Genomic DNA, 21,598 nt, shown 5'->3' on the forward strand with positions numbered 1-21,598 from the left:
TGAATCACAACGCTTGTTCTTCGTCGAGAAAAATCCGATTACTCGGACAGGCTCCCTAGGCGTGGACGCCGCGATGGCTTGATCGTCTTCTCGCAGTCGACACGCCACGATTTTTCGGAGGAGAAGGCCGTTTTTCTGATCGATGGCGGGCCAGGCATAGCGCCTGAGCGGAGCTCGGGCGCTACCTATCGTGTTAAAATCTCAAAGTCATTGCGCGGCCGGAATGAGCCCTCAGCAAAGGAAGCGAGCCTCAGCTGCTTTAATCTCGTTCATCTTCTGGATTCTGAAGATCTCCTCCACCGGCAGAATGTCCTTGTGGACGTTTTGGACGCCGCCGTCAGCGATGATCCGGCGGAAGGTCTCCTGCATGGCAGTTGCAGCAGCGCGGATGCCGTAGTTGCCGTAGATCATCATGCGGATATTGCCGAGCGTCTTGACGCGCTCGGCCTTGAGGTCAGGGTATGCGTTCGGCACGATTACCAGCGGCGCAAATCCGGTCCAGGCGCGCGAAAAGCTTTCGATTTCCGAGGGATCTTTCTTTTTTGAATGGATCAGGATCATGTCGGCGCCAGCGTCCACATAGGCTTGAGCGCGATGCAGGGCCTCCACTTCGCCGAGGTCTGCGATGAGGGCTTCCGTGCGGGCGATGACCAGAAAATCCGGGTCCTGTCTTGTCGCAACGGCTGCCTTGATCTTACCCTGAAACTCCTCAATGCGCAGCAGTTCCTGGCGCCCCCCGGCCACAAGGCTCGTCACTTTCGGAAAAGTCTTGTCTTCGATCACAACGGCGCTGGCGCCGGCCCGCTCATATTCGCTGATGGCATGGATGACATTGATCGCATTGCCATAACCTGTATCGATGTCGGCGACGATCGGCAACCTCGTGCGTCCGGCGATCGCCCGCAGCATGTCGAGATGCTGTGTCATCGAGATCAGGCTCATGTCCGCCAGGCCGTAAAGCGCCGACAGCTCGAAGCCGGAGGCCCACAGGCCGTCGAATCCGGCTTCTTCTGCAAGGATCGCCGAAAGCGGGCTATGGGCGGCCATGATGTGGATAAGGCTGGTCTCCGCCATGCAGGCGCGGAGGCTTTTGGCAGGGGACATCGAGATCTTTCAGGACAAGGCCGCGCAGGCGGCGATGATGCGGTCACAGGCGCGGGTGAGGTCCTCAAGCGAGGAGGCATAGGAAATGCGGATATAAGGCGAGGCCATGAAGCCGCTGCCGGGCACGACGGCAACGGCGAAATCCTCGAGCAGATACATGGCGAAATCGGTGTCGGTTTCGATCACCTTGCCCGCCGGCGTGCGCTTGCCGATAACACCTGCGCAGGAGGGGAAAACGTAGAAGGCACCGTCAGGCACGAGGCACGAAAGCCCCTCGGCTTGGTTCAGCTTCGCAACGACAATGTCGCGGCGCTGTAGAAAGGCGCTCGCGAATTCCTCGATGTGGTCCCGTCCGCCAGACAGCGCTTCGATGGCGGCATATTGTGAAATCGAGCTGGTGTGCGAGGAGGTTTGGCCTTGGATGAGGTTCATGGCCTTGATCAGCGCCAGAGGCCCCGCGCCATAACCGACGCGCCAGCCGGTCATTGCGTCGGCCTTGGACATGCCGTTGACTGTCAGCGTGCGCCGGTAGAGGTCCGGCGCGACCGCTGCCATGGTAGCGAAGTCACCGGTATAGGTGAGCTTTTCATAGATGTCATCGGACAGCACATGGACATGAGCATGCCGGCGCAGGACCGCGGCGAGCGCGAGCAACTCGCCTCGGCTATAGACCGAATCGGTCGGATTGCAGGGTGAGTTCAGCATCAGCCACTTGGTGCGCGGCGTGATTGCCGCCTCCAACGCCTCAGGGCGCAGCTTAAGGCCATGGAATTCATCGCAGGCGACGAGAGTAGGTCTGCCGCCGGCAAGCGCCACCATATCGGGATAGGAGACCCAGCACGGCGTCGGGATCACCGCCTCATCGCCCGGATCGAGAGTGGCGAAGAGCGCGTTGAAGACGACCTGCTTGGCGCCGCAGCCCACCGTGATCTGGTCGATGCTGTAATCGAGCCCGTGTTCGCGGCCGAAGCTGTCGCGGATCGCCTCGCGAAGCGGCTTGATCCCGGCGACCGCAGCGTATTTTGTCCGCCCGTCGCTGATAGCCCGGATGCCGGCTTCGCAGACAGCAGATGGCGTGTCGAAGTCCGGCTCGCCCTGACTGAGCGTGATCACATCAACACCCTGATCGCGCAACTCGGCGGCACGAGCCGTCATCGCCTTGGTCTCAGAGGGGCGGACGACGTTGAGCCGTTCTGCAACGAGAGATAAGATAGAATACCTGTGACTTAGAAGGAGCATTTTCGAGAGCTTCTACTCGCTCTCAGACGGCCTAACTATTCAGGCCATCGCGTTTTTGAATGAAATCATCGAAAGTTGCGATATCCATGTTGCGTCGCTGGGAAATGGTCTTCTTGCAGACGGGCGTAATCGACCGGCAGAAGGGACGGGCAAGATAGAGATTGCGGCGGGATCGAGTGCAAAAGGCGAGATATTGCATCTCGTTTGCGTTTGCGGCAGCGTGGCGAAGAACGCCCGGCGATGTTCGCAAGAGTCCGAAGGATCCGATAGCCCAAGCTCGCGCGTACCAGCGTCGAAGCTGTCCGTGGTCGAGGGCCTGGACAGTAAAATGAGCACATCGATTGCGGCGGCTCCCATCCTGGATCGGAATGTATGAAGAATTGAACGGGCAACATCCAGGAAAAGTTGTGAGTGAGGTGTTCACGGGACTGGCGGTTCGCCTCCGGCTCGTAGCCTTCTGGCATCTCCTGGGCGGTGAACAGTCTCGGGTCGAGGGTCGGCCAAGAGCCGACGGAAGTCCGCCAGTTCGCTGTTTCGCCGCGCCACTCGATAGGCTTCGAACTAATATAGCTTTCGAGGACAGCGAGATCGGTTGACGGACCTCGGGGTCGAAGCTCATCGCAGCGCGTGGCAACGCTCTGTTCGCGGCGATCTCCACGAAAGCGCGCATTGCATTGAGTGACGGGTCTCTGTCATCCGACAGTCTTACCCTTCATCATCGCATGTTGCGAAGTTCGCATCGATTTATTCGATGAATGTCATCCGGGTGTAGCAATGCCGGTCTTGAAGTTCTTACACATCAGCGGACCTGTCGAAAATGAGATAGGCGATCTCATTGATGGGCTCCGCAATTTTTCATGGCGATGTGAAAGTGACGGCGATGGCATCCGTACTGATTGATAGCATTCGAAAGAATTACGGCACGGCGTCTGTCTTGCGAGGTGTTTCGCTGTCGATAGCAGATGGTGAGTTCCTGACGCTGTTGGGACCATCGGGGTGTGGGAAGTCGACGCTGCTACGTATCCTGGCAGGGCTCGACGTGCAGGATTCAGGTTCGCTCTTGATCGGCGGGCGGGCGGTGGACGGCCTCAGGCCGAAGCGGCGGGGCGTGGCGATGGTGTTCCAGTCCTATGCGCTCTATCCCCATATGACGGTCGCCTCCAACGTGGCGCTGCCGCTCCGGATGCGCCGGCTCTCGGTCTTCCAGAGGTTTCCTCTTCTCGGCCGCCTGCTGCCAGCAACGGCACGGATCGCAGCCGAGATCGACGTGGAAGTCACCCGCACGGCCAAGTCCCTCGGCATCGGCCACCTGCTGGCCCGCAAACCGGGACAGCTCTCCGGCGGACAGCGCCAGCGCGTGGCCGTCGGCCGTGCGATGGTGCGCCATCCGGCTGTTTTCCTGATGGACGAACCGCTGTCAAACCTCGACGCGAAGCTGCGTGTGCAAATGCGCGCCGAGATCAAGGAACTGCACCAGCGGCTCGGGGGAACCTTCGTCTATGTCACCCATGATCAGGCCGAGGCCATGACGCTGTCGGACCGGGTGGCGGTGATGCTCGACGGCGAGTTGCTGCAGGTCGCTCCGCCGCAGGACATCTATGCCGATCCAGACGACCGGCGCGTCGCCGAATTCATTGGTTCGCCCAAGATCAATATGCTTGAGGGCGTGGTGCGAGAACGCGGCCTGATCGATGTGGCCGGAGCGACGATCACGATCGAGGCCGATGCACGTGCCGGCGCACATCTCACCCTCGGCATTCGCCCGGAGGCTTTTCATCTAGCCGATCACGGCGGGCAGGGTATACTGACCGGTTTCGTGCGCATGATCGAACACATGGGCTCCGATCTCTTCGTCCATCTCGATCTGGCGGGCATCGATCATCCGTTGATCGCAAGACTGCTGGCCGAACGGGCGCCTCATATCGCCCCCGGCCAGACCTTGCATGTCGGCGTCAGGCCGGACCGCGTCCTTCTCTTTGCTCGTGATGGGCGGCGTTTGCGCCGGCAAGCAGAATCCGGGCGGGCATCGGTCACGCCGATCCGGGAGAGCGCCTGATGAGCGAGCCTCTTTCTCTTTCCGACACCTCCGAGGAGGAGCCCGCGACCCGTGGCGTTCGAATATCCTCCGCTGCCTCACCAGCCCGCCGGCGTGCCTTTGCGGAAGCGCTCGCGGCCTGGACGCTGGCCGGGCCGGCAGTCTTCTTTCTGCTCGTCCTATTCTTCCTGCCGGTGCTAGGGGTCTTCGTTATCGCGCTCACCGACTGGCAGTTCGGGGCGCGTTCGCTTTCTTTCATTGGCCTCGCCAACTTTCGCCAGGTCTTCGCCGATGCGGTCTTCAGGGCGTCGCTCCTCAACACCGTGGTCTACGTTCTTATCGTCGTGCCGGGCACCATCATCCTAGCTCTTCTGATTGCGTTGCTGATCGAAAGCGGAAAGTCCTGCCGCTCCTTTTACCGCGCCGTGCACTTTCTGCCCTTCATGGCGACGCTCACGGCCATGGCGATCGCCTGGGAGGCGCTGCTGCATCCCACGATTGGCCTGGTCAACCAGGCGCTCGCTGGTCTCGGCTTGCCGACCGCTAACTGGCTTCGCGACGAGAATACAGCCCTGCCGGTGCTGGCCGTCATCGGCATTTGGCAGAATCTCGGCTACGCCATGGTGCTGTTCCTGGCCGGCCTGAAGGGCATCCCGCAAGATCTCTATGATGCTGCCGATGTCGATGGTGCGGACCTTTGGCTTGACCGGCTGCGCACCGTCACCCTGCCCATGCTCGGGCCGGTCTCTATGTTCGTTGTCATCGTTGTAGCGCTGAGGGCGTTCGAGTCTTTCGATACCGTGAAAGTGCTTACCCAAGGCGGGCCCGGCCACGCCTCCGAAGTGTTGCTCTACACGCTATATCGGGAGAGCTTCGAGTATCTGCGCACCGGATATGGCGCCGCCGTTGCTGTCGTCTTTCTCGCCATCGTCGTGACGCTCACCCTCGTCCAGGTCCGCGTCATGGACAGGAAGGTGCACTACCAATGAGCGCCTCCACCTCCACCAACCGCCTGTCGCCGCCCGCCGCCATTCTTCGACATGCCGTGCTACTCGCCACCGGAGCGCTCATTCTCGTTCCCTTCGTGTGGATGGCGTCGCTATCGCTCAAGCCGCCGGGCGAGATCTTCCGCGCGTCCTTCTCGTTCTGGCCTGCACAATTTTACGGTGTTGAGAACTATACCAAAGCGCTGACCGAAGTGCCGCTGCCGCGCTATATGGGCAATGGTCTTGTCGTCTGTGTTCTGATCCTCGGCGTTCAGATCCTCGTCTGCGCCCCTTGCGCCTATGCGCTCGCCAAGCTCCACTTTCTCGGTCGCGACCTACTCTTCGGCCTCGTGCTCGTTGGCCTGCTGTTGCCGCATCAGGTGCTCTCGCTGCCGCTCTTCATCCTCGGCTATCAGCTCGGCATCCTCAACACTTACGCGGCGCTCGTCTTCCCTTATGTGGTCTCGCCCTTCGGCATCTTCCTGTTCCGGCAGTTCTTCAAGACCATTCCTGATGACGTGGTCCACGCCGCGCGGCTCGACGGGCTCTCCGAAATCGCGATCGTCTGGAAGATCATGGTGCCGATGGCGCTGCCGGCCGTCATCGCCTTCTCGATCTTCTCGGTCGTCTCGCACTGGAACGACCTGTTCTGGCCCCTCATCGCCGTGCGCGACCAGTCCCTCATGCCGCCCCCACTCGGCATCATGGCCTTCAAGAACGAAGAGGCCGGCAACGACTACGGCCCACTCATGGCCGCATCCACACTCGTCGTCCTTCCCCTCCTCATTGCATTCCTTGCCGCACAAAAATGGTTCGTCGAAGGACTAACGGGTGGGGCAGTCAAGTGAAGAAGCTCAAAAATAAATTGCCAGTATCCCTAAGTCCAATGAACCTGATTATCCGGCGCAATTCACTGAAGGTGCTTCTTGTTGCCCCGATCCTGATGGCAGCAACATCGGTGCACGCGCAGTCGCCGATCAGTCTGCGGTCTTCCTACGCCACCAGCGCCTTCAACGCGCTGATCGCGCGCGCCACCCAGATGTTCACCGAGGTCGGCACCGCGACCATAACCTTCCTGAAGGCACACCGACCAACAGCGATGATGGCCGGCATCACCCAGATCCAGGCGCTCCAGGCGTTTGGCGCGGCGCTTACCTGTGAACTCTCTTGAAATCGAACGTTCTGCCGCGATCGCTCTGGAAGGTCCGATGCTTCAGCAAGAGTTTCGCTTCCTCATCGTCAGCTTCGACGGCCTGCGCCCCGACCTCATCGGTCCCACGCTGACGCCCAATCTCTGCCGCTTGAAGGCCGCTGGTGTGACGCTCGCCAGCCACCGCACCGTCTATCCGAGCGAGACCCGCTCAGCCTTCCCGAGCCTCGTCACCGGCGCGACGACCGACCGCCACGGCATGGTGGGCAACAAATATGTCGACCGCTCCGTAATGCCGCCTTGCTACATCGACACTTCCGACGCGCTTCTCCTGCGCCGCCTCGACCTCGAAAGCGGGGGGCACCTCTATTCAGCGCCCTCGCTCGGCGAGATCCTGGCGGCAAGCCGGCGGAGCCTCGCCGTGCTCGCCACAAATACGCCGGGCACCACCCGGCTTTTCCACCACAAGGCCGAGGACTTCGGCCATGTGCGCCTCTCCGGCCATTTCCGCGAAGCCTGCACGCCGGATGGTGTGCTCGCCGAGATTGAGACATGTATCGGTGCATTGACGCCGGTCCCGCCCAAAAAGGAGCCGGACCGTATCGGCCAAGACTGGATCACCTCGGCTTTCCTGGACGTCGTCTGGCCGAAATATCGTCCCGATGTAACGATCCTTTCCTATGGCGAGCCCGACGTCACCTCGCATTTCCACGGCACGGGGGCGGAGGCGACACGCTCCATCATTGCCCATTGCGACCAACAGTTCGGCCGAGTGTTCGACTGGTGGGAAGCAGAGGGAAGGCAGGCTGGCGTTCAGATTTTCGCGATCTCGGATCACGGCCATATCACCGGCCATACGCGCGTCGCCGTGACCGATAGCCTGCGCGCGGCCGGCTTCAGCCCAGGCGTTGCGCCTGCTCCCGATGTTGACGTGGTGGTGGTACCGGGCCAGGTCGGCGCTCTCTATCTTGCCGATCCGGATGAGGCGAAGGTTGCCCGGTTGGTCGGAACCATTACGTCCGAGCCATGGTGCGGGCCAGTATTTACGCGTGCGAACGACGAGGTCAACGGCATCGCCCCCGGGAGCCTCTCAAACCGTCTCGTCTTCGCCGATCATGTCCGTGCGCCGGACATCGCCTTTTCCTTCCGCGCAGACAATAGCATCGACCCCTTCGACCTCGTAGGCGGTACTTTCTACGACAATGATCGTCGGGCCGGTCTCGGCCTTCACGGTGGGCTGCATCCGAAGGAACTCGGTGCGCTCGGCATCGTCGCGGGATCTGCTTTTGCAAACATTGGATCCGCCTCTTCTTTGCCGTCCGGGATTTGCGACGTGACGCCCACGATCCTTCATCTGCTTGGCATTGACGCCCCGCCGACGATGGGTGGACGGGTGCTTCACGAGCTTCTACAGCCAGCATCGCGTCCAAAGATCCGCTGCCGCGACGAAATCTTCGCGGCGCGACTTGGCAGCTATAAACAGGTTCTTCGTCGGGTGGCGGTAGGCAACACGCGCTACGTCGAAAGTGGAACGGCAGATAACTGACACGGGCGATACGAACACTCTGCCGGGCTAGCACTCACAACCCAATCCAGCGCTGACGGCCGGTGGGATTTAAGTAAACTCTCAGGAGATCACGCGATGCGCACCACACGTAGAAGACTGCTTCTGACCGGTGCTTCCGCAATCGGGGCATTTGCAATCCCCGCAATCGGCCGCGCCGCCAAAGTTATCAAGCTGACGATCAGCCATGGTGCGCCAAGCTATGCGAAGATGCTGGCCGATCTGGGCCAGAAATTCAGCGGTAAGCATCCGGAGACGCAAGTCGACTTCGTCGCAAATGGCGACAACTGGGATCCTCTTTTGCAAAAAACCTTCCGCGGAGCGCTCGTCGGCGATTTGCCGGATGCTACGTGGCAGTCACTTACTTATGCCCAGCTACTTGCCAGGCGCGGAATCTCGCAACCGCTCGATGAATTCTCCGGGGGCGCCGAAAAGCTTGCGACGATGGGGCTTTCCCGCCCCTTGATCGATGCAACTCTAGTAGACGGAAAGAACTATTCGCTGCCGTTCGGAACGACGATTCCAGTCGTCTTTTACAATATGAACGTTCTGAAACAGGCGGGGTTTTCAAGCACTGAACTGCCGAAATCGTGGGACGAGATTGTCGAGATTGGAAAGAAGGTGGCCGCCCTCGGCGGAAACGTCAACGGCGGATACATTGAGTATACGTCCACAAACGCTTGGATGTTTCAGAACATTCTTGGAACGCTTGGCGGGCGCATGATGAACCCCGAGCTGACCGATATTGCTTTTGATGGGCCTGATGGACTGCAGACGCTCGAGATACTGTACAAGTTCGGCCAGACCAGCAATTTCGATATGACGCTGGACCAAGCTCGCCAGGCGTTCAATTCTGGAATTACCGGTGTGCACATCAGAACCGCTAGTGGCATCAGCTCGGTGACGAAGGCGGCGTCAGGCCAATTCGAATTGCAGGTGGGCCAATTACCTGTTCCGAATCCCAATGGGCGGCTTGTCGGAGCAGGTCACGGCTTCTTCATGTTTGCCAAAGATCTAGAGCGCCAGAATCGTGTCTGGGACTTCATCAGTTTCGCGTCGGGGACCGATGGTCAGACAATCCTAGCCAAGCATACCGGATATCTGCCCATCAACATGATCACCCTGAATGACCCGAAGTTCCTTGAGCAGTATTTCGCTGCCAATCCGCATCACCGCTCAGTCGTGGAGCGGCTGCCCATCACCGGCGATCAGTTTTCTTTTCCAACCGACAACACGGTGAAGATCGCAGATAGGATGGCGGATGAGGTGCGTAAGGTCGTCACCCAACGGTCAGAGCCGAAGCGAGCACTGGCTGAAATAGCCGAACAGATTCGAAGGCTGCTCTAGAGCCAAGCTATCCGCGACAACGCTATCCACGGGAACATAGATCATGGCCGCACAGGCAACAACAACTTCAGCGTATTCCGCTGACAGACATACCACCATGCTTTCGCTGCTCAACATGAGCGGCAATCTACCGCCAAAAGTTCCGCATGCCTTTGATGCCGAATATCTGGCAGCAGTTCAGACCGTGTTATCGAGACAGTCGCCGAATGACTTGATCGGGGCGCATCAGTTTCGAGGCAAGCAGCGTGACAGGATTGCAGGGGCACGCTTTGTCGGCAGGCGTCTGCCTGTCGCGCCGAATCCGGATCAGCTGATAGTCACCAACGGCACGCAAGGTGCGATCACCATGCTGATGGCCGGTCTCATTGGCCGGGGCGGGACCTTGGCGATCGAAGAACTCAGCTACCCGACGATGCGGCAGTTCGCAGAGATGTTCGGCATAGGCCTTTGCAGCATTCCGATGGACAAGGAAGGTATGCTGCCCGATGCCTACGAGGCGGCGTGTAGGATCAAAAATCCTGCCGCCGTCTATGCCATGCCGACGCTGCAGAACCCGACGACCGCAATCATGAGCGTCGATCGCCGTCGGAATATTGCAGACATTTCCCGCAAATACGGCGTCTCAATCATCGAGGACGACATATATAGCCTCCTTCCCTTTGATCTCCCACCACCGCTTTCGGCGTTCGCGCCAGAAATATCCTGGTACATCCTGGGTACAGCAAAAAGCATGGCAGCGGCATTGAAAGTCGCCTACCTGGTGGCGCCGTCCGCCGAGGCGGCTCAGTCCCGGTTTTGGCCGGGCGTGCGAGCCACGTATTGGATGTGCGCGCCCATCAACGCCGCCACTGTAACGGCGCTTATCGAGAACGACGCTGCCGACAGGATAATTGCTGCTGTACGCCGTGAAACACAGGCTCGTCAGGCTCTTGTAACGGAGCGGCTGCGGCACCGCGAATTCAATTCCATAGCGGAGGGGTTACATGTCTGGTTGAAGCTGCCAGCCAGCCAGCCGCGTGCAGAATTCGTTGCACGGGTTCGCTCCCGCGGCGTGGAGATCAGTGCGAGCGACACCTACTTTTTTGGCAAAGATGAGCCGCCGAACGCTATCCGGTTCGGCACCGGCACGGCGCCGGATCGTGAGGCGTTCGAGCGCGGGCTTGATGCCGTCATTAGGGCATACGATGCGTAAGACCAGCGCTCCAAGATTAGGGAACCAGTGGAAGAGCTGGACTGACGTCGCTTTGGACTCTTAACGGCAAGGTAATCGCCTATGTCCACTATCTTTGACTACGCACGACAGATCCGGCGAGGATGCGGGCTACAGGTGGGAAGGCATTCCCGTCGGCGGGAGATCACTGCCGGACAGATCGTCAGCTCGATCAATTTTCCCTACCGTGCCTTGGAAAGAGGCGGAGCCAGTTACGGCAGCGGCGGAAGGCATGGTATGTCACCGGATTTCCGCGCGAACTGGATCGGAACTGCGTCGTCGCTCTCGGTCGAAGCTGGACCCGGCCTTAAATAGGTCCGCCTCTCCTCAAATTACGCTGCAACAAGCAATGACTCATACAGGAATTCCGCTGGAGCGATGCCTCGATGCAGCGTCGGAGGATGTCGACCCGATAAGCAACGGCTTGGCCGCTGGGGCGCACTCTATGAATGCCCAGCACCAGTCCATACAGGATCGATCCGCTCTTTTCGCAGGTGAGCGTTGCTTGAAGATCCAAGGCGTTCCGCTCTTGGCGTATTGCAGACCGGGAGATCTCAAGAAGCCGCTCGTGCTTTTCCTCACAGGCGGCGGCATCCTGGCGCGCATTGCGTACGGTCATCCACAAGGCGAGGCGAGCGACTTCCTCGACTACTGGCTCGACAAACGAGGGTGGGGGCTGGTCACCGCAACCTATCCCGGCGACCATCCCGTGTTCGCGACACCTAAGCCGGACCTCGGACTAGAGGAATGGGCATCGGCGCTCGCAGGCCTTGTGACAGAGACGGTGGGCGAAGGTGGCAAGCGTCCGATTATCGCCTGTGGTTGGAGCATGGGCGGCAAACTGGTTTTTGCCCTGACCCGCGCGCTGCGCCTTCGCGGTCAAGCGCTTGAATGCTTCGTCTCCTTCTGCGCAACGCCGCCTTTCCCGCGGATCGACGGCGGGTTGACGCCATCCGAGAGCCTTCTGTCCAATGGGCTTTGGAATCTTTCGTCTGGAAAGCGGGATGGTTCCACGAGAGATGAGCGCTGGCTGGAAGAACTTCTCGCGATCGCAGGACTGGAAGGGCGCAGCATCATCGAGCCTGAAGCCTTCCGGAATCTTTATCGCACGAATGCGCCCCCGGGATTGTGGGGACCCGAGCTCGACCCTTATTTCAAGGGCGAACAGCCGCAAGACCTTTCTCGTGCGCTTCGCGAGGCACGTGTCTTTTCGGGTGACGACTATCCGATATGCGCGGCAATCGTTCCGGTGGATCCGCGGGACTATCGACACGCTTTGGCGGATGAGGCGGTCTGGGGAGGGATCACGGTCAAGGGCCTGCTGCACACGGTCATGCCCAAGTTGGCGGCATCGCAACTCCCTACTCATGACTGGGTACGGTTGCGCGCCTGCGTTCTCGACGCACCGCGACGTCTGACCAGACATCTGCCGGGCGGGCATTTCTTCTTTCTCGGCGCCTGTGGTGCGAGAGCAACCGTGGCTCACCTCATTGAGCTTCGTGACGAGGTGCAACGTCTTGAAGCCTTTTTCGGCACACTCAATTGCACCGGGAGTTCATCATGAAAGTCCACAGCGACTTCGATCCAATCGAACTCGAAATTCTCTGGAACCGACTTGTCTCTGTAGTGAATGAGGCGGCCGTCGCGCTTCTTCGGACTGCGTTCTCCACGGTTGTCCGCGAATCCAACGATTTCACGATGGTCCTCATGGACACTGACGGCGCCAGTATTGCGGACACCAACGTTGGTACTCCGTCCTTTGTCGGCATCCTTCCCCGGACCCTCAGCCAATGCTTGGTCAAGATACCGATCGAGCAATGGCAGCCGGGTGATTGCATAGTCACGAACGATCCGTGGATGACCACTGGGCACCTTTTGGATCTGGCGATGCTTGCCCCCATTTTCCATCGTGGACAACTGGTGGGTATCTCCGGATCCATTGCGCATCTCCCGGATATCGGTGGCGCCCTGTTTTCGGCCGACTGCCGAGAGGTGTTTGAGGAAGGGATACGCATCCCTCCAACCAAGTTCCTTGAAGGTGGACGAGAGAATCGAGTACTTGCCACCCTTATCCGGGCCAATGTGAGGGTGCCAGAGCAGGTGCTGGGTGATGTCTTTGCGCAAGTGACCGCGCACGGGGTTTGCGCACGCAAGCTTGGCGAATTTCTCGAGACCTCAGGCCTTCAAGATCTCACTGCCGTATCGGCAGCACTGCAGGATCGCGCTGACAAGGCGATGAGATCCGCCATAGAGGCAATCCCGGACGGCACATATAGCTCAGTTCTGGTCGCCGACGGCTACGATGACGAGGAGACGCGGATCGTCTGTGCCGTTACGATTTCTGGTTCGAAGCTTCATGTAGACTATGCCGGTAGTTCGAAGCAGATCGGGCGCGGCCTGAACTCTGTGATGAATTTCACCTACGCGCTCTCGGTTTATCCGCTGAAGTGCGTGCTTGATCCAACTACTCCGCGCAATGAGGGGTCGTACCGGTCGATCACAGTCACGGCCCCCGAAGGAAGCATTCTCAATCCCATTAAGCCCGCAGCTTGCAATGCGCGGCAGCTCACTGCCCATCTGCTTGCCGGAGCGATCTATAAGTGCCTTGCGCAGATCGTACCAGAGAAGGTCATTGCTGAGTCTGGGACGGCGCCAACCTTGCGCAGTGTCTACAGCGGCACCGATCGCTATGGAAACCGCTTCTCGCAAGTACTGTTTGGGAGCGGCGGAATGGGAGCAAGCGCATTCTCTGATGGCCATTCTTGCACACCGTTTCCGACCAATACGGGTTCGGGGAGCATCGAGGCATTCGAGGCGGCAGCGCCGCTCATCGTCTGGCGCAAGGAACTCGTTCCGGATTCCGGAGGAGCTGGACAGTTCCGAGGCGGCCTCGGCCAGGAGATTGAGGTCGAGGTGGTTTCCGATCAGGAGGTTCAGCTTTCGCTTATGGCTGATCGACAGAAGAACCCGCCCGAGGGCCTCATCGGAGGAAAGGCCGGAGCACCGGTCGTGATCCAATTGAGCGATGGAACGAAGCCGCATCCGAAATCGCGCAGCTTGCTCTCGCCAGGACAGAAACTGATTCTACGGTACGCAGGGGCCGGTGGCTTTGGAGACCCCTCAAAGCGCAGGCGCGAGGACATTCTTCGGGACCTAATGGACGGTTACGTGACTCTCGCCGCGTTGCAGCGCGACTATGGAGTACAATTTGGGGGGATGGGGAAGTGAGCAAACTGAGCAAACTGGCAGCAGGTAACCGCGTCGTCAGGATAGGGGCCGACGTAGGCGGTACGTTCACTGATATCGTTCTCATTGATGGTTCGAGCGGCAAGATTTTTCTAGGCAAACGCCTGACGACGCATGCGGACCCAAGCCGAGCGATTTTCGAAGGCGTCCAGCGACTTCTGCAGGAGTCCGGCTGCGCGATAGAGGACGTAAACGACATCGTGCACGGCACGACGCTTGTCACAAATACGATAATCGAAAGAAGTGGTGCCAAGATTGGTCTTCTGACCACACGAGGTTTCCGTGACTCACTTGAACTCGGCAAGGAAATTCGCCACGATCGTCACGATCTGTTTCTGCGCCGGCCGGAACCGCTGGTCGCACGGCGCTTTCGCTATGAGGTTGGCGAGCGAATTAACGCTGCGGGCGACATTCTCATAGAACTAGCTGAAGCCGATGTTCGTGCTGCCGCGCGGCAACTGAAGGCCGAGGGTGTTGAAGCGGTCGCCGTTTGCTTCCTCCACAGCTACGCAAACGGGACACATGAATGGCATGCTCGGGAGATTCTACAGTCCGAACTACCGGGAGTACCCATTACACTTTCGCACGAGATCGCTCCGGAGATACGCGAGTATGAACGAGGCAACACTGCATGCGCCAACGCCTACGTTCAACCAATGATGAACCGCTACCTGACGCGTCTCGACGATAAGCTGCGTCGGACAGGTTTTCGTGGGGCGCTTTATGTAATGCTGTCCGGAGGCGGCCTCACAACCGTCGATGCGGCGCAATCGCACCCTATCCACCTCATCGAATCAGGGCCCGCCGCGGGTGCAACTGCCGCCACCTTGTATAGCCGGATAACTAAAACACCGGATCTGATTTCGTTCGACATGGGCGGCACGACCGCCAAGATGTGCCTGATAGAGGGTGGCCAACCGGAACGGTCAAACCAGTTCGAGGCTGCCAGAGTGAGCCGTTACCAGAAGGGATCCGGGCTGCCACTGAAGATACCAGTGATTGACTTGATCGAAATTGGAGCCGGCGGTGGATCAATTGCGCGGATCGATCAGATGGGCTTGCTCAAGGTCGGTCCTCAGAGCGCGGGGTCCGAGCCGGGGCCGGTGTGCTATGGACGTGGCGGCAGCCGGCCAACGGTGACCGACGCGGACCTAATCCTCGGGTACCTCTCGCCCACCTACTTCCTTGGCGGAGAAATGGAGCTGGACATGGCAGCGGTGCGGCGCGCGTTCCAGGAGCATGTCGCCGGACCCCTGGGCATCAATGTCGACGAGGCTGCGATTGGAATTCGCAGGATCGTTGATGAAAACATGGCGGCGGCAACACGGATGTATATCGCGGAGAAAGGGCGCGATCCCCGTAAATACGCTATGCTGGCGTTCGGCGGAGCGGGCCCGCTGCATGCGCATTCTTTGGCTCGGCTGCTCGGACTGAGACGGCTGATTGTTCCACTTGGCGCTGGCGTGATATCTGCGCTGGGCTTTCTGGTAGCAGCGCCGGCAATTGATCTCGCAAGGAGCCATGGCGGGTGCCTTGCGGATCTCGATTGGCAGCACGTCGATGAGTTGCTGAAGGCGATGGAGCAAGAGGCCGGACAATTCCTCGCAAAGGCCGGCATTTCATCTGAATCCGTCATCCTCCGGCGCAGTCTAGACATGCGCTATCTAAGGCAGGGATTCGAAATACCAATCGAGATTCCCAATGGATCGTTAGATGCCGGCACGCGGGAGGAACTAGCGCAGCGGTTCGTGGCTGCCTATGAGCGGCACTTTGGACGCAGCATTCCCGGGGTACCGGTCGAAGTGCTGACGTGGCGGCTCTCGGCCATAGGTCCCGCTCCCGACGTGGCCCTCAGGTTCTCGATATCCCAAGGCGCCGAAGGCGGACCTCTAAAAGGCTCCAGATACGTCTATTTCCCCGAGGTCGGCCTTGTGACAACGAATGTGTATGATCGCTATCGTCTGCGCGCAGGAAGCAGGTTCGAGGGGCCTGCCGTCGTGGAAGAGCGTGAGTCCACGACAGTCATCGGTCCTGGCAGCACTGTCGAGGTCGACAGCTATCTCAATCTGATCATCGACATCAAGGAAGCGCCGAGCCAGCGCAGTGCCGAATCGGGAAAAGAATACAAAAAAGCGGACTCAGTGGAGGTCTCTCGTGTCTAAGCATTCAATGGAACGAGCTTCGTCAAAACGCATTCGGCAGGAACGCAGGAATGGCGTATGGCGACTTCGTTTGGGTGGCCACTATCCCGGATCTAGCGGCGCATCACCGACGATAAAACATTGTCCCGGCGCCGCCGCATGCGCCGAATGTGCCGCGCCGGACAGTTTCGCAAGGGGTTCACGACAGGTCGGAGCCGGGTTTGCCCAGCACATGGACGAGGTAGCCCTCCGGCAGCCCATTCAGGCTGAGCGCTGCGGCTTCGACCGGCTCCTTGCGGTCCAGGCCGCATTTCCGAACTGCTTACAAAAAGACGGACTTCGCAGCTCCGGTGTCGCGGCTCCTAACCGAGCAACCCCTGCAATACAGCCCTCGCGGAGCCGGCCTTCAAAGCAATAATAGACTTCCATTTGGTCAGCTTGGTGCCTTGCAACGAGGCGAAGCTCCTTGCCTGTGGCAAATCCAGTTATCGAACCTTCAAAGACATCGCCCCGGTAGGAACCCGAAATGGTAGCCCCCTCTTGCGTTAGCTCCATGGCATGCTCTTCCACCCGACCGGCGAAATTCACAACACTACTCCAGAGTCCCGAGAAAAATTCGTCAACGTTTGGACCAACCACGTCAGGGGCGTTCTCAATCTCAGATTGCATCTCCCTCAGTACGGTATTGAGGGATCGAGCAACTAGGCGGGCCTGCTCATCATCGAGGATGTTGAAAGGATCAACAAGGACAACATTCTCGCCTGAGTAAAAGTCCGGAAGTTGAATCCGAAAATCGCGGAGCATCCGGGCAATGATTTCGTCCGCGGATATCCGCTCGTCAACCCAATGAACCCTCAGGCGTGGCGTGAGGACCGACCAAGTTGATGGCTGTATTGAAACACGGAACAGATCGGGAGAAAGGTTCGACGCGATCGTCCTTAAGAGCCGAAGCCATTGGTTTTCATTTTTCGCGCGTAAAGACGGAGTAAGCCAAGCCTCGAGGGCAACGACCGCGCCTACAATCTCCTCTTTGCCGACTTTCATCGCGCGGCCAAACGAAAGGTGGGGTGGACCATTCGCCCAGGCCGCCCGCGCCAGTGGTTCTGACCCGATCAACAGGCCGGTTGACTGTGGGCCGCGCAGGTATTTTCCCCCTGAGTAGATAACTAATGTTGCGCCCCGTGATAGCCAGGGGTCAGGCTTGCCGGGGGACAGTCCAGCTGCATCCACCACTATCGGGATGTGCCCAACGCGTTCACGTATCGCCTCCAAGGATATCTCGCTGTCAGCCATCTCCGCCCTTCCGAGCAAACAGATCATGCAAGCTGATTCAACCAGCGCGGCGAGGTCTTCAAGACTATCGAACGGAATAAGTTGGGCCCCGACAGCGCCTATGACCGAGTCGTAGGGGAACCGATGCGCACGCGGAATTAGGACCCGGTTTTTCAAACCGTCGGATTTGGGCAACCGGGTCATTGCAATCGGTTCGTTGCCGGCAATGCATGCGGCGGTTGCCAGCGCAAGCGCCGCGACGCTGCCGGCCGTCACGACGCCCCATTCCGCCCCAGTGAGCTGAGCGATGTATCTACCGACCCCTTCGGCGAGTTCATCCATGTCGACAAAAGCTTCGCCGGCAGCTTTCATGGCTTGCTCCACCATCGGCATGGGATTGCTGCCGCCAAAGCTCGACCTCGTTCCAGCGCAATTGATGATCGGTTGAACGCCCAACGCGTCGTAGATCCAGCCACGGCGGTGCTTCCCATTGGAACCAAGTTTATCGCCCAACGAATGAAATTGAGGACTTGAAGTCATGATAATTCGTGTCTGGCAGCTCAATTGTGCTATTCTGGGGTCCATGTTCTCCCAACATTAAACAGACAATCACCAAGGTTTGCCCGCGCCAGAAAACGCCGGCACAAAACAATGCCACCCACTCCAAAGTGAACTGGGACAGGCTTCCGCCAAGGCTCTTCGGTAAAGTGAATGCGCCCCGCCTCCTGACCATCGCTGACGGTATCTCCGAGATTTACAAAGGGCTCGAATAGGCCCTTTGCAGGGGAGTAAACGAAGTCGTTTGGTCGAACGCGATAGAGGAGTTGAGTCGAACAAGGATTGGGCTCCTTCGGAGCAGCGTTCAGGACACCGATATGATGCAAAACGCGCGCAAGACCATCCTCTGCAGCGCGTAGCAGAGTGCGTGAAGCGGCGCCCCCACCGCCCAGTTCGGTCGAAAGACAAGGGACGCTCCCATGCCGATCGCAAGCACCGGTCAAGCTGCGATCGCCGCCTGTGGATGCATCTGTTGCGAACCCAACAGGTAAGCCGAAAATTCGAAGGAGAGCTAGACGTTGGCGGAGTTGTGAAGCGGACTTCGCAGCAATAATCACAGCAGAAGGCAAGTATTCCAGCGAACTGCCTCCCGAATGAAAATCACAAACCAGATCGCAGCCCGGCAACAGGACCGTTTCGATGAAATGCGCGATCATCATCGTCGGGGTCCCATTCGGATCCCCCGGAAAGCTGCGATTCAGGTTTCCGTCATCCAAGGGAGAGACTCTTTGGCCAGCTTCAACAGCTGGCGCATTCGCCCCGGGCAGGATTATCAAATGCCCGTTAACGTCCTGTGCCTGTAGGGACTGGATCAGCTTTATGAGCATGATCTGGCCTTCCCACTCATCGCCGTGGCTACCCGCAATCAACAATACCCGAGGGCCCGATCCATTCTTGATGCTCGCAATCGGAACTGGGATCCATCCGTATGCCGAGGCATTGGTTGAGATCGGCACACGAAGATAGCCGGTGGCCTTGCCTTCCTTCTGAAAGTCGATTTCCGACCAGATTCTTGACTTCTGCATGGTGTTTCCGCCTCCTACGGGACTAATTACTGCACGGTCCGCACTGCAGTTGTGAGTTCGGTGCTGTAGATCACATTAATGCTGCCAACAGCGTCACAGTGGTCGGACAGGATTGACCGTAGCTCTTTTATGATTATGTCATTGCCGTGCGCTGTTCTCGCCATTTTGAGTTGGATTGTTGACAAGGCGAACGCCTCAAAGCTCTCGATAGTAAACGTTCTTGGCCAGTCCCATCTCTGGACCATCAGGTTCGAAAAACGATAGTCTGAGGCAAGCTCAGCCTCGAAGTTGGCGGCCGAATGTCCGCCCCGAGCGTCCGCGTAAGTGCCTGTTCGATAGCCGGGAACGAACTTCTCGAGGAATAGCTCGAAGGACTGGAAGAAGCCGGTCTGATGGCAACGCTTGTTCTGCAATATCGCGAGGAGGCCATTATCTACCAGGACGCGGAGCGCTTCTGCGTAGAAAAGCATCCGGTTAAAGAGTTGTGCGGCACCAGCGGCCGTTATCACCCCGATCGCCCGATCGCTGAACGGAAGTGTTTCCGCCGTAGATTGGACGAAGCGAATTGGCCGAAGCGACTTTGTTGCTTCAGTTGCCTGTCGAATCATCATCGAACTTGGCTCGAGACCACGGACTTCAAACGAGCCATCAAGAGCATCGGCCAACATTCGCGTGAAGATGCCCGTCCCGCAGCCTACGTCGACCACTCGGCGGGAGGCGTGAGGCAAGGACAAAGCCCGCCCCGCAATCTCGTGAACTACGCTGATGGGATATCCGGGTCGTTCCTTGTCGTAGTGCTCACCAAGGATCTGATAATGTTCCCATCCAACGGATTTCGCCGAAATCTGTGTCGACATGAGATTTCTCCAAAGAAGCTTCGATTCCACACCGAGCCAATGAGGGTGTTGGGCAGAGAGCAGGGATACCGTTTGGCTGTTGAGCAAAATTTGAGAACGAGCAGAGTTGGAAGCAGGCAGCGAGGCCGATGTTAGCGTTATGGCCTAAGAATAATGCGGCTGTCCTATAGCTCTCTTAAAGCGGTAATGGGGTGGAAGGCCCCGCACATGCCGCTCGTCGCCAATCTGTTCGAACCCATTATGTCGATAGAACGAGCCAGCCGTTTTTCGCCCGTTACACCACACCACAAGCCCACCACGCCTACGGATTTCACGGAGACCATGGTAGAGTACGGCACTGGCAAAACCAAGGTGACGGAAATCTTTGGCCGTTGCCATTCCACGAACTCGCCAACTGCGCCCTGATGACTGACTTTCTTGATCCGGCTCCATATCTTCGAGGATAAACGTTGCGACGGACGCCAGGATCGATCCACAGTAGGCGCCAACGTGAAATAAGACTTTGGCGTAAGGATAGGCCGGAACTGGTTTCGCAGGTGCGGGTGCCAATTCCGAAGTGCGAAGGTCAAGGCCTGCTTCTTCGGAAATGAAACAAACGCGTAAGTCGGTATCGCTGGGCGGGGACTGATCTATTGCTGCACTACGCCGCGATTGGCCCTCCATCGGTCCAACCCCGGATCCGCGGCCTGCATCAAGAAAAGATGCAATTGTCTTCAACCCGCGAATAAGTTCATCTTGATCCGGCGCTACGCCCAGGCCGATGCGAAAGTTGCGGTCGCCCTGTTGACTATTAACGGCGAATGAATCGCCGGATCCAACAACCACTCCAGCATCAAGGGCCGCCTTGACAAAGGCGTCGAGCTGCCATGCTTTCGGCAACTCGATCCAAAGATGATAGTTGAACGCGCTTGGGGAAGTCTGAATGTAGGGCAGAATCGACGCAGCAAGGGCCCGGCGTCTCAACGTTTCTGCTCGCACGGATCGCAGTATTTCCGAGGCGATCCCATTTGCGAGCCATCGCGATGCGACCTCCGCCACCAGCGGTGCCACCATCCAATTCGTGGTCCGAACTCCAGGCCAAAAAGCATCTCGCGAGATGTCCGGATTGGGTCCGACGACATACGCCACGCGAAGCTGCGCAGCGAGAGATTTGCTCAGTCCTAAAATGTACCAGCTGCGCTCGGGCGCATAGAGAGCAAGTGGGGGAGGGGCCTCTTCCGGCAGGACGCCGTATATATCGTCTTCAAAGAGCCAAAGGTCGTATCGGCGAGCCACTGTCGCAATGTCCGCGCGCCGTGCCTCAGACATTGTTGCGGACGTTGGGTTATGCAGTGTGGGCATGCAATAGAGGGCCCGAGCATTGTCGCCGAGCTCGACGCAGGTTCTATCAAGACTTGCCGGATCAATGCCCTCAGCATCCATCGACACAGCGCGGAGCTCGATCCCAAACAAGGCCGAAAGTGGCTTGATCGCTGGATAGGTCAGCTCCTCCGTTAGAAGGACACCGCCGGGTTTGACGAACCGAGCCATTAACATCGCTAGGATACTCTGTGAGCCGTTTGCAAGTACGACGCGCTCCATGTCCGGCTTCTGACCCAGCCGTTGACCAATCCAGGTTGCTCCCGCCTCTCGATCGCCCACCGTTCCCATGAAGCGCGGAAAGCGAATGGCATCGGCAATATTTGTACCTCCAAGGTCGGCCAATGTGTTCGTTAGAGCGCGTTGAACCACCGGGCTGGGAGGTGGAAAATTCCGCCCAAAATCGATCGGCATCGCTTTGGGTGACACCGGCTGCGTTTGAGTAATCTCGCTCACATCCTTCATTTCGTTGTTCCTAGCCACGATCTTATGATTTGCCACTGAT

Annotated in this window: 16 protein-coding genes; 10 read left to right on the plus strand and 6 right to left on the minus strand. The window is 58.6% G+C overall.

Annotation, left to right across the window (positions count from 1 at the left end; translation table 11 throughout):
- Positions 1 to 231: 231 nt before the first annotated feature.
- Both CQ13_RS31335 and CQ13_RS31340 read right to left on the minus strand, forming a co-directional pair.
- Positions 232 to 1,104, minus strand: a complete 873-nt coding sequence (locus CQ13_RS31335; RefSeq protein ID WP_057846677.1) for an isocitrate lyase/phosphoenolpyruvate mutase family protein — start codon at positions 1,102 to 1,104, stop codon at positions 232 to 234.
- A 9-nt stretch (positions 1,105 to 1,113) separates the two neighbouring features.
- Positions 1,114 to 2,259: a pyridoxal phosphate-dependent aminotransferase gene (locus tag CQ13_RS31340; protein ID WP_082637749.1), complete on the minus strand. Its 1,146-nt coding sequence runs from the start codon at positions 2,257 to 2,259 to the stop codon at positions 1,114 to 1,116.
- 964 nt (positions 2,260 to 3,223) lie between these two features.
- Between CQ13_RS31340 and CQ13_RS31345 the strand changes: the two genes are divergently transcribed.
- The 10 genes from CQ13_RS31345 (at position 3,224) to CQ13_RS31390 (ending at position 16,043) form a co-directional block, all read left to right on the plus strand.
- Positions 3,224 to 4,399, plus strand: a complete 1,176-nt coding sequence (locus CQ13_RS31345) for an ABC transporter ATP-binding protein (RefSeq protein WP_057846701.1) — start codon at positions 3,224 to 3,226, stop codon at positions 4,397 to 4,399.
- Positions 4,399 to 5,367 carry a carbohydrate ABC transporter permease gene (locus tag CQ13_RS31350; protein WP_057846679.1) on the plus strand — a complete coding sequence of 323 codons (969 nt, stop codon included), beginning with the start codon at positions 4,399 to 4,401 and terminating at the stop codon, positions 5,365 to 5,367. Before CQ13_RS31345 ends, CQ13_RS31350 begins: the two co-directional genes overlap by 1 nt.
- Positions 5,364 to 6,212 (plus strand): carbohydrate ABC transporter permease, encoded by an 849-nt coding sequence (locus CQ13_RS31355; protein ID WP_057846680.1) that lies wholly within the window; start codon positions 5,364 to 5,366, stop codon positions 6,210 to 6,212. Before CQ13_RS31350 ends, CQ13_RS31355 begins: the two co-directional genes overlap by 4 nt.
- The gene (locus tag CQ13_RS31360; RefSeq protein WP_156434015.1) at positions 6,209 to 6,535 is read left to right on the plus strand and encodes a hypothetical protein; all 327 of its coding nucleotides are present in this window, start codon (positions 6,209 to 6,211) and stop codon (positions 6,533 to 6,535) included. The genes CQ13_RS31355 and CQ13_RS31360 overlap by 4 nt, the downstream gene beginning before the upstream one ends.
- 37 nt (positions 6,536 to 6,572) lie before the next feature.
- The gene (locus tag CQ13_RS31365; protein WP_057846702.1) at positions 6,573 to 8,060 is read left to right on the plus strand and encodes an alkaline phosphatase family protein; all 1,488 of its coding nucleotides are present in this window, start codon (positions 6,573 to 6,575) and stop codon (positions 8,058 to 8,060) included.
- 96 nt (positions 8,061 to 8,156) lie between these two features.
- Complete coding sequence (locus CQ13_RS31370; protein ID WP_057846682.1) at positions 8,157 to 9,425, plus strand: extracellular solute-binding protein; 1,269 nt, start codon at positions 8,157 to 8,159, stop codon at positions 9,423 to 9,425.
- A 43-nt stretch (positions 9,426 to 9,468) separates the two neighbouring features.
- A complete protein-coding gene (locus CQ13_RS31375; RefSeq protein ID WP_082637750.1) occupies positions 9,469 to 10,617 on the plus strand; it encodes an aminotransferase-like domain-containing protein in 1,149 nt (382 codons plus the stop codon).
- 523 nt (positions 10,618 to 11,140) lie between these two features.
- Entirely contained in the window at positions 11,141 to 12,199 is a 1,059-nt protein-coding gene (locus CQ13_RS31380; protein ID WP_190242121.1) for a hypothetical protein, read from the plus strand.
- Positions 12,196 to 13,863, plus strand: a complete 1,668-nt coding sequence (locus CQ13_RS31385; protein ID WP_057846685.1) for a hydantoinase B/oxoprolinase family protein — start codon at positions 12,196 to 12,198, stop codon at positions 13,861 to 13,863. Before CQ13_RS31380 ends, CQ13_RS31385 begins: the two co-directional genes overlap by 4 nt.
- Positions 13,860 to 16,043, plus strand: a complete 2,184-nt coding sequence (locus CQ13_RS31390; RefSeq protein WP_063800197.1) for a hydantoinase/oxoprolinase family protein — start codon at positions 13,860 to 13,862, stop codon at positions 16,041 to 16,043. The genes CQ13_RS31385 and CQ13_RS31390 overlap by 4 nt, the downstream gene beginning before the upstream one ends.
- A gap of 240 nt (positions 16,044 to 16,283) precedes the next feature.
- Here CQ13_RS31390 and CQ13_RS31395 read toward each other — a convergent pair whose 3' ends face one another.
- The 4 genes from CQ13_RS31395 to CQ13_RS31410 all read right to left on the minus strand — a co-directional run bounded on the left by CQ13_RS31395 (position 16,284) and on the right by CQ13_RS31410 (position 21,558).
- On the minus strand, positions 16,284 to 17,834 hold the full coding sequence (locus tag CQ13_RS31395; protein ID WP_156434017.1) for a hypothetical protein: 1,551 nt from the start codon (positions 17,832 to 17,834) through the stop codon (positions 16,284 to 16,286).
- Positions 17,835 to 17,863: 29 nt separating this feature from the next.
- Complete coding sequence (locus tag CQ13_RS41755; protein WP_082637751.1) at positions 17,864 to 18,877, minus strand: succinylglutamate desuccinylase/aspartoacylase family protein; 1,014 nt, start codon at positions 18,875 to 18,877, stop codon at positions 17,864 to 17,866.
- A gap of 26 nt (positions 18,878 to 18,903) precedes the next feature.
- Complete coding sequence (locus CQ13_RS31405; RefSeq protein WP_057846688.1) at positions 18,904 to 19,734, minus strand: class I SAM-dependent methyltransferase; 831 nt, start codon at positions 19,732 to 19,734, stop codon at positions 18,904 to 18,906.
- Between the two features lie 144 nt (positions 19,735 to 19,878).
- Positions 19,879 to 21,558: an aminotransferase class I/II-fold pyridoxal phosphate-dependent enzyme gene (locus CQ13_RS31410; protein WP_057846689.1), complete on the minus strand. Its 1,680-nt coding sequence runs from the start codon at positions 21,556 to 21,558 to the stop codon at positions 19,879 to 19,881.
- Positions 21,559 to 21,598 lie beyond the last annotated feature (40 nt).

This window comes from Bradyrhizobium retamae, from assembly GCF_001440415.1.
Lineage (GTDB): Bacteria > Pseudomonadota > Alphaproteobacteria > Rhizobiales > Xanthobacteraceae > Bradyrhizobium > Bradyrhizobium retamae.

Excerpts from the sequence above, each read along its gene's own strand:
- CQ13_RS31335 (WP_057846677.1), bottom strand. The coding sequence starts at position 1,104 with ATGTCCCCTGCCAAAAGCCTCCGCGCCTGCATGGCGGAGACCAGCCTT.
- CQ13_RS31340 (WP_082637749.1), bottom strand. The coding sequence starts at position 2,259 with ATGACGGCTCGTGCCGCCGAGTTGCGCGATCAGGGTGTTGATGTGATC.
- CQ13_RS31345 (WP_057846701.1), top strand. The coding sequence starts at position 3,224 with ATGGCATCCGTACTGATTGATAGCATTCGAAAGAATTACGGCACGGCG.
- CQ13_RS31350 (WP_057846679.1), top strand. The coding sequence starts at position 4,399 with ATGAGCGAGCCTCTTTCTCTTTCCGACACCTCCGAGGAGGAGCCCGCG.
- CQ13_RS31355 (WP_057846680.1), top strand. The coding sequence starts at position 5,364 with ATGAGCGCCTCCACCTCCACCAACCGCCTGTCGCCGCCCGCCGCCATT.
- CQ13_RS31365 (WP_057846702.1), top strand. The coding sequence starts at position 6,573 with ATGCTTCAGCAAGAGTTTCGCTTCCTCATCGTCAGCTTCGACGGCCTG.
- CQ13_RS31370 (WP_057846682.1), top strand. The coding sequence starts at position 8,157 with ATGCGCACCACACGTAGAAGACTGCTTCTGACCGGTGCTTCCGCAATC.
- CQ13_RS31375 (WP_082637750.1), top strand. The coding sequence starts at position 9,469 with ATGGCCGCACAGGCAACAACAACTTCAGCGTATTCCGCTGACAGACAT.
- CQ13_RS31385 (WP_057846685.1), top strand. The coding sequence starts at position 12,196 with ATGAAAGTCCACAGCGACTTCGATCCAATCGAACTCGAAATTCTCTGG.
- CQ13_RS31395 (WP_156434017.1), bottom strand. The coding sequence starts at position 17,834 with ATGACTTCAAGTCCTCAATTTCATTCGTTGGGCGATAAACTTGGTTCC.
- CQ13_RS41755 (WP_082637751.1), bottom strand. The coding sequence starts at position 18,877 with ATGCAGAAGTCAAGAATCTGGTCGGAAATCGACTTTCAGAAGGAAGGC.
- CQ13_RS31405 (WP_057846688.1), bottom strand. The coding sequence starts at position 19,734 with ATGTCGACACAGATTTCGGCGAAATCCGTTGGATGGGAACATTATCAG.
- CQ13_RS31410 (WP_057846689.1), bottom strand. The coding sequence starts at position 21,558 with ATGAAGGATGTGAGCGAGATTACTCAAACGCAGCCGGTGTCACCCAAA.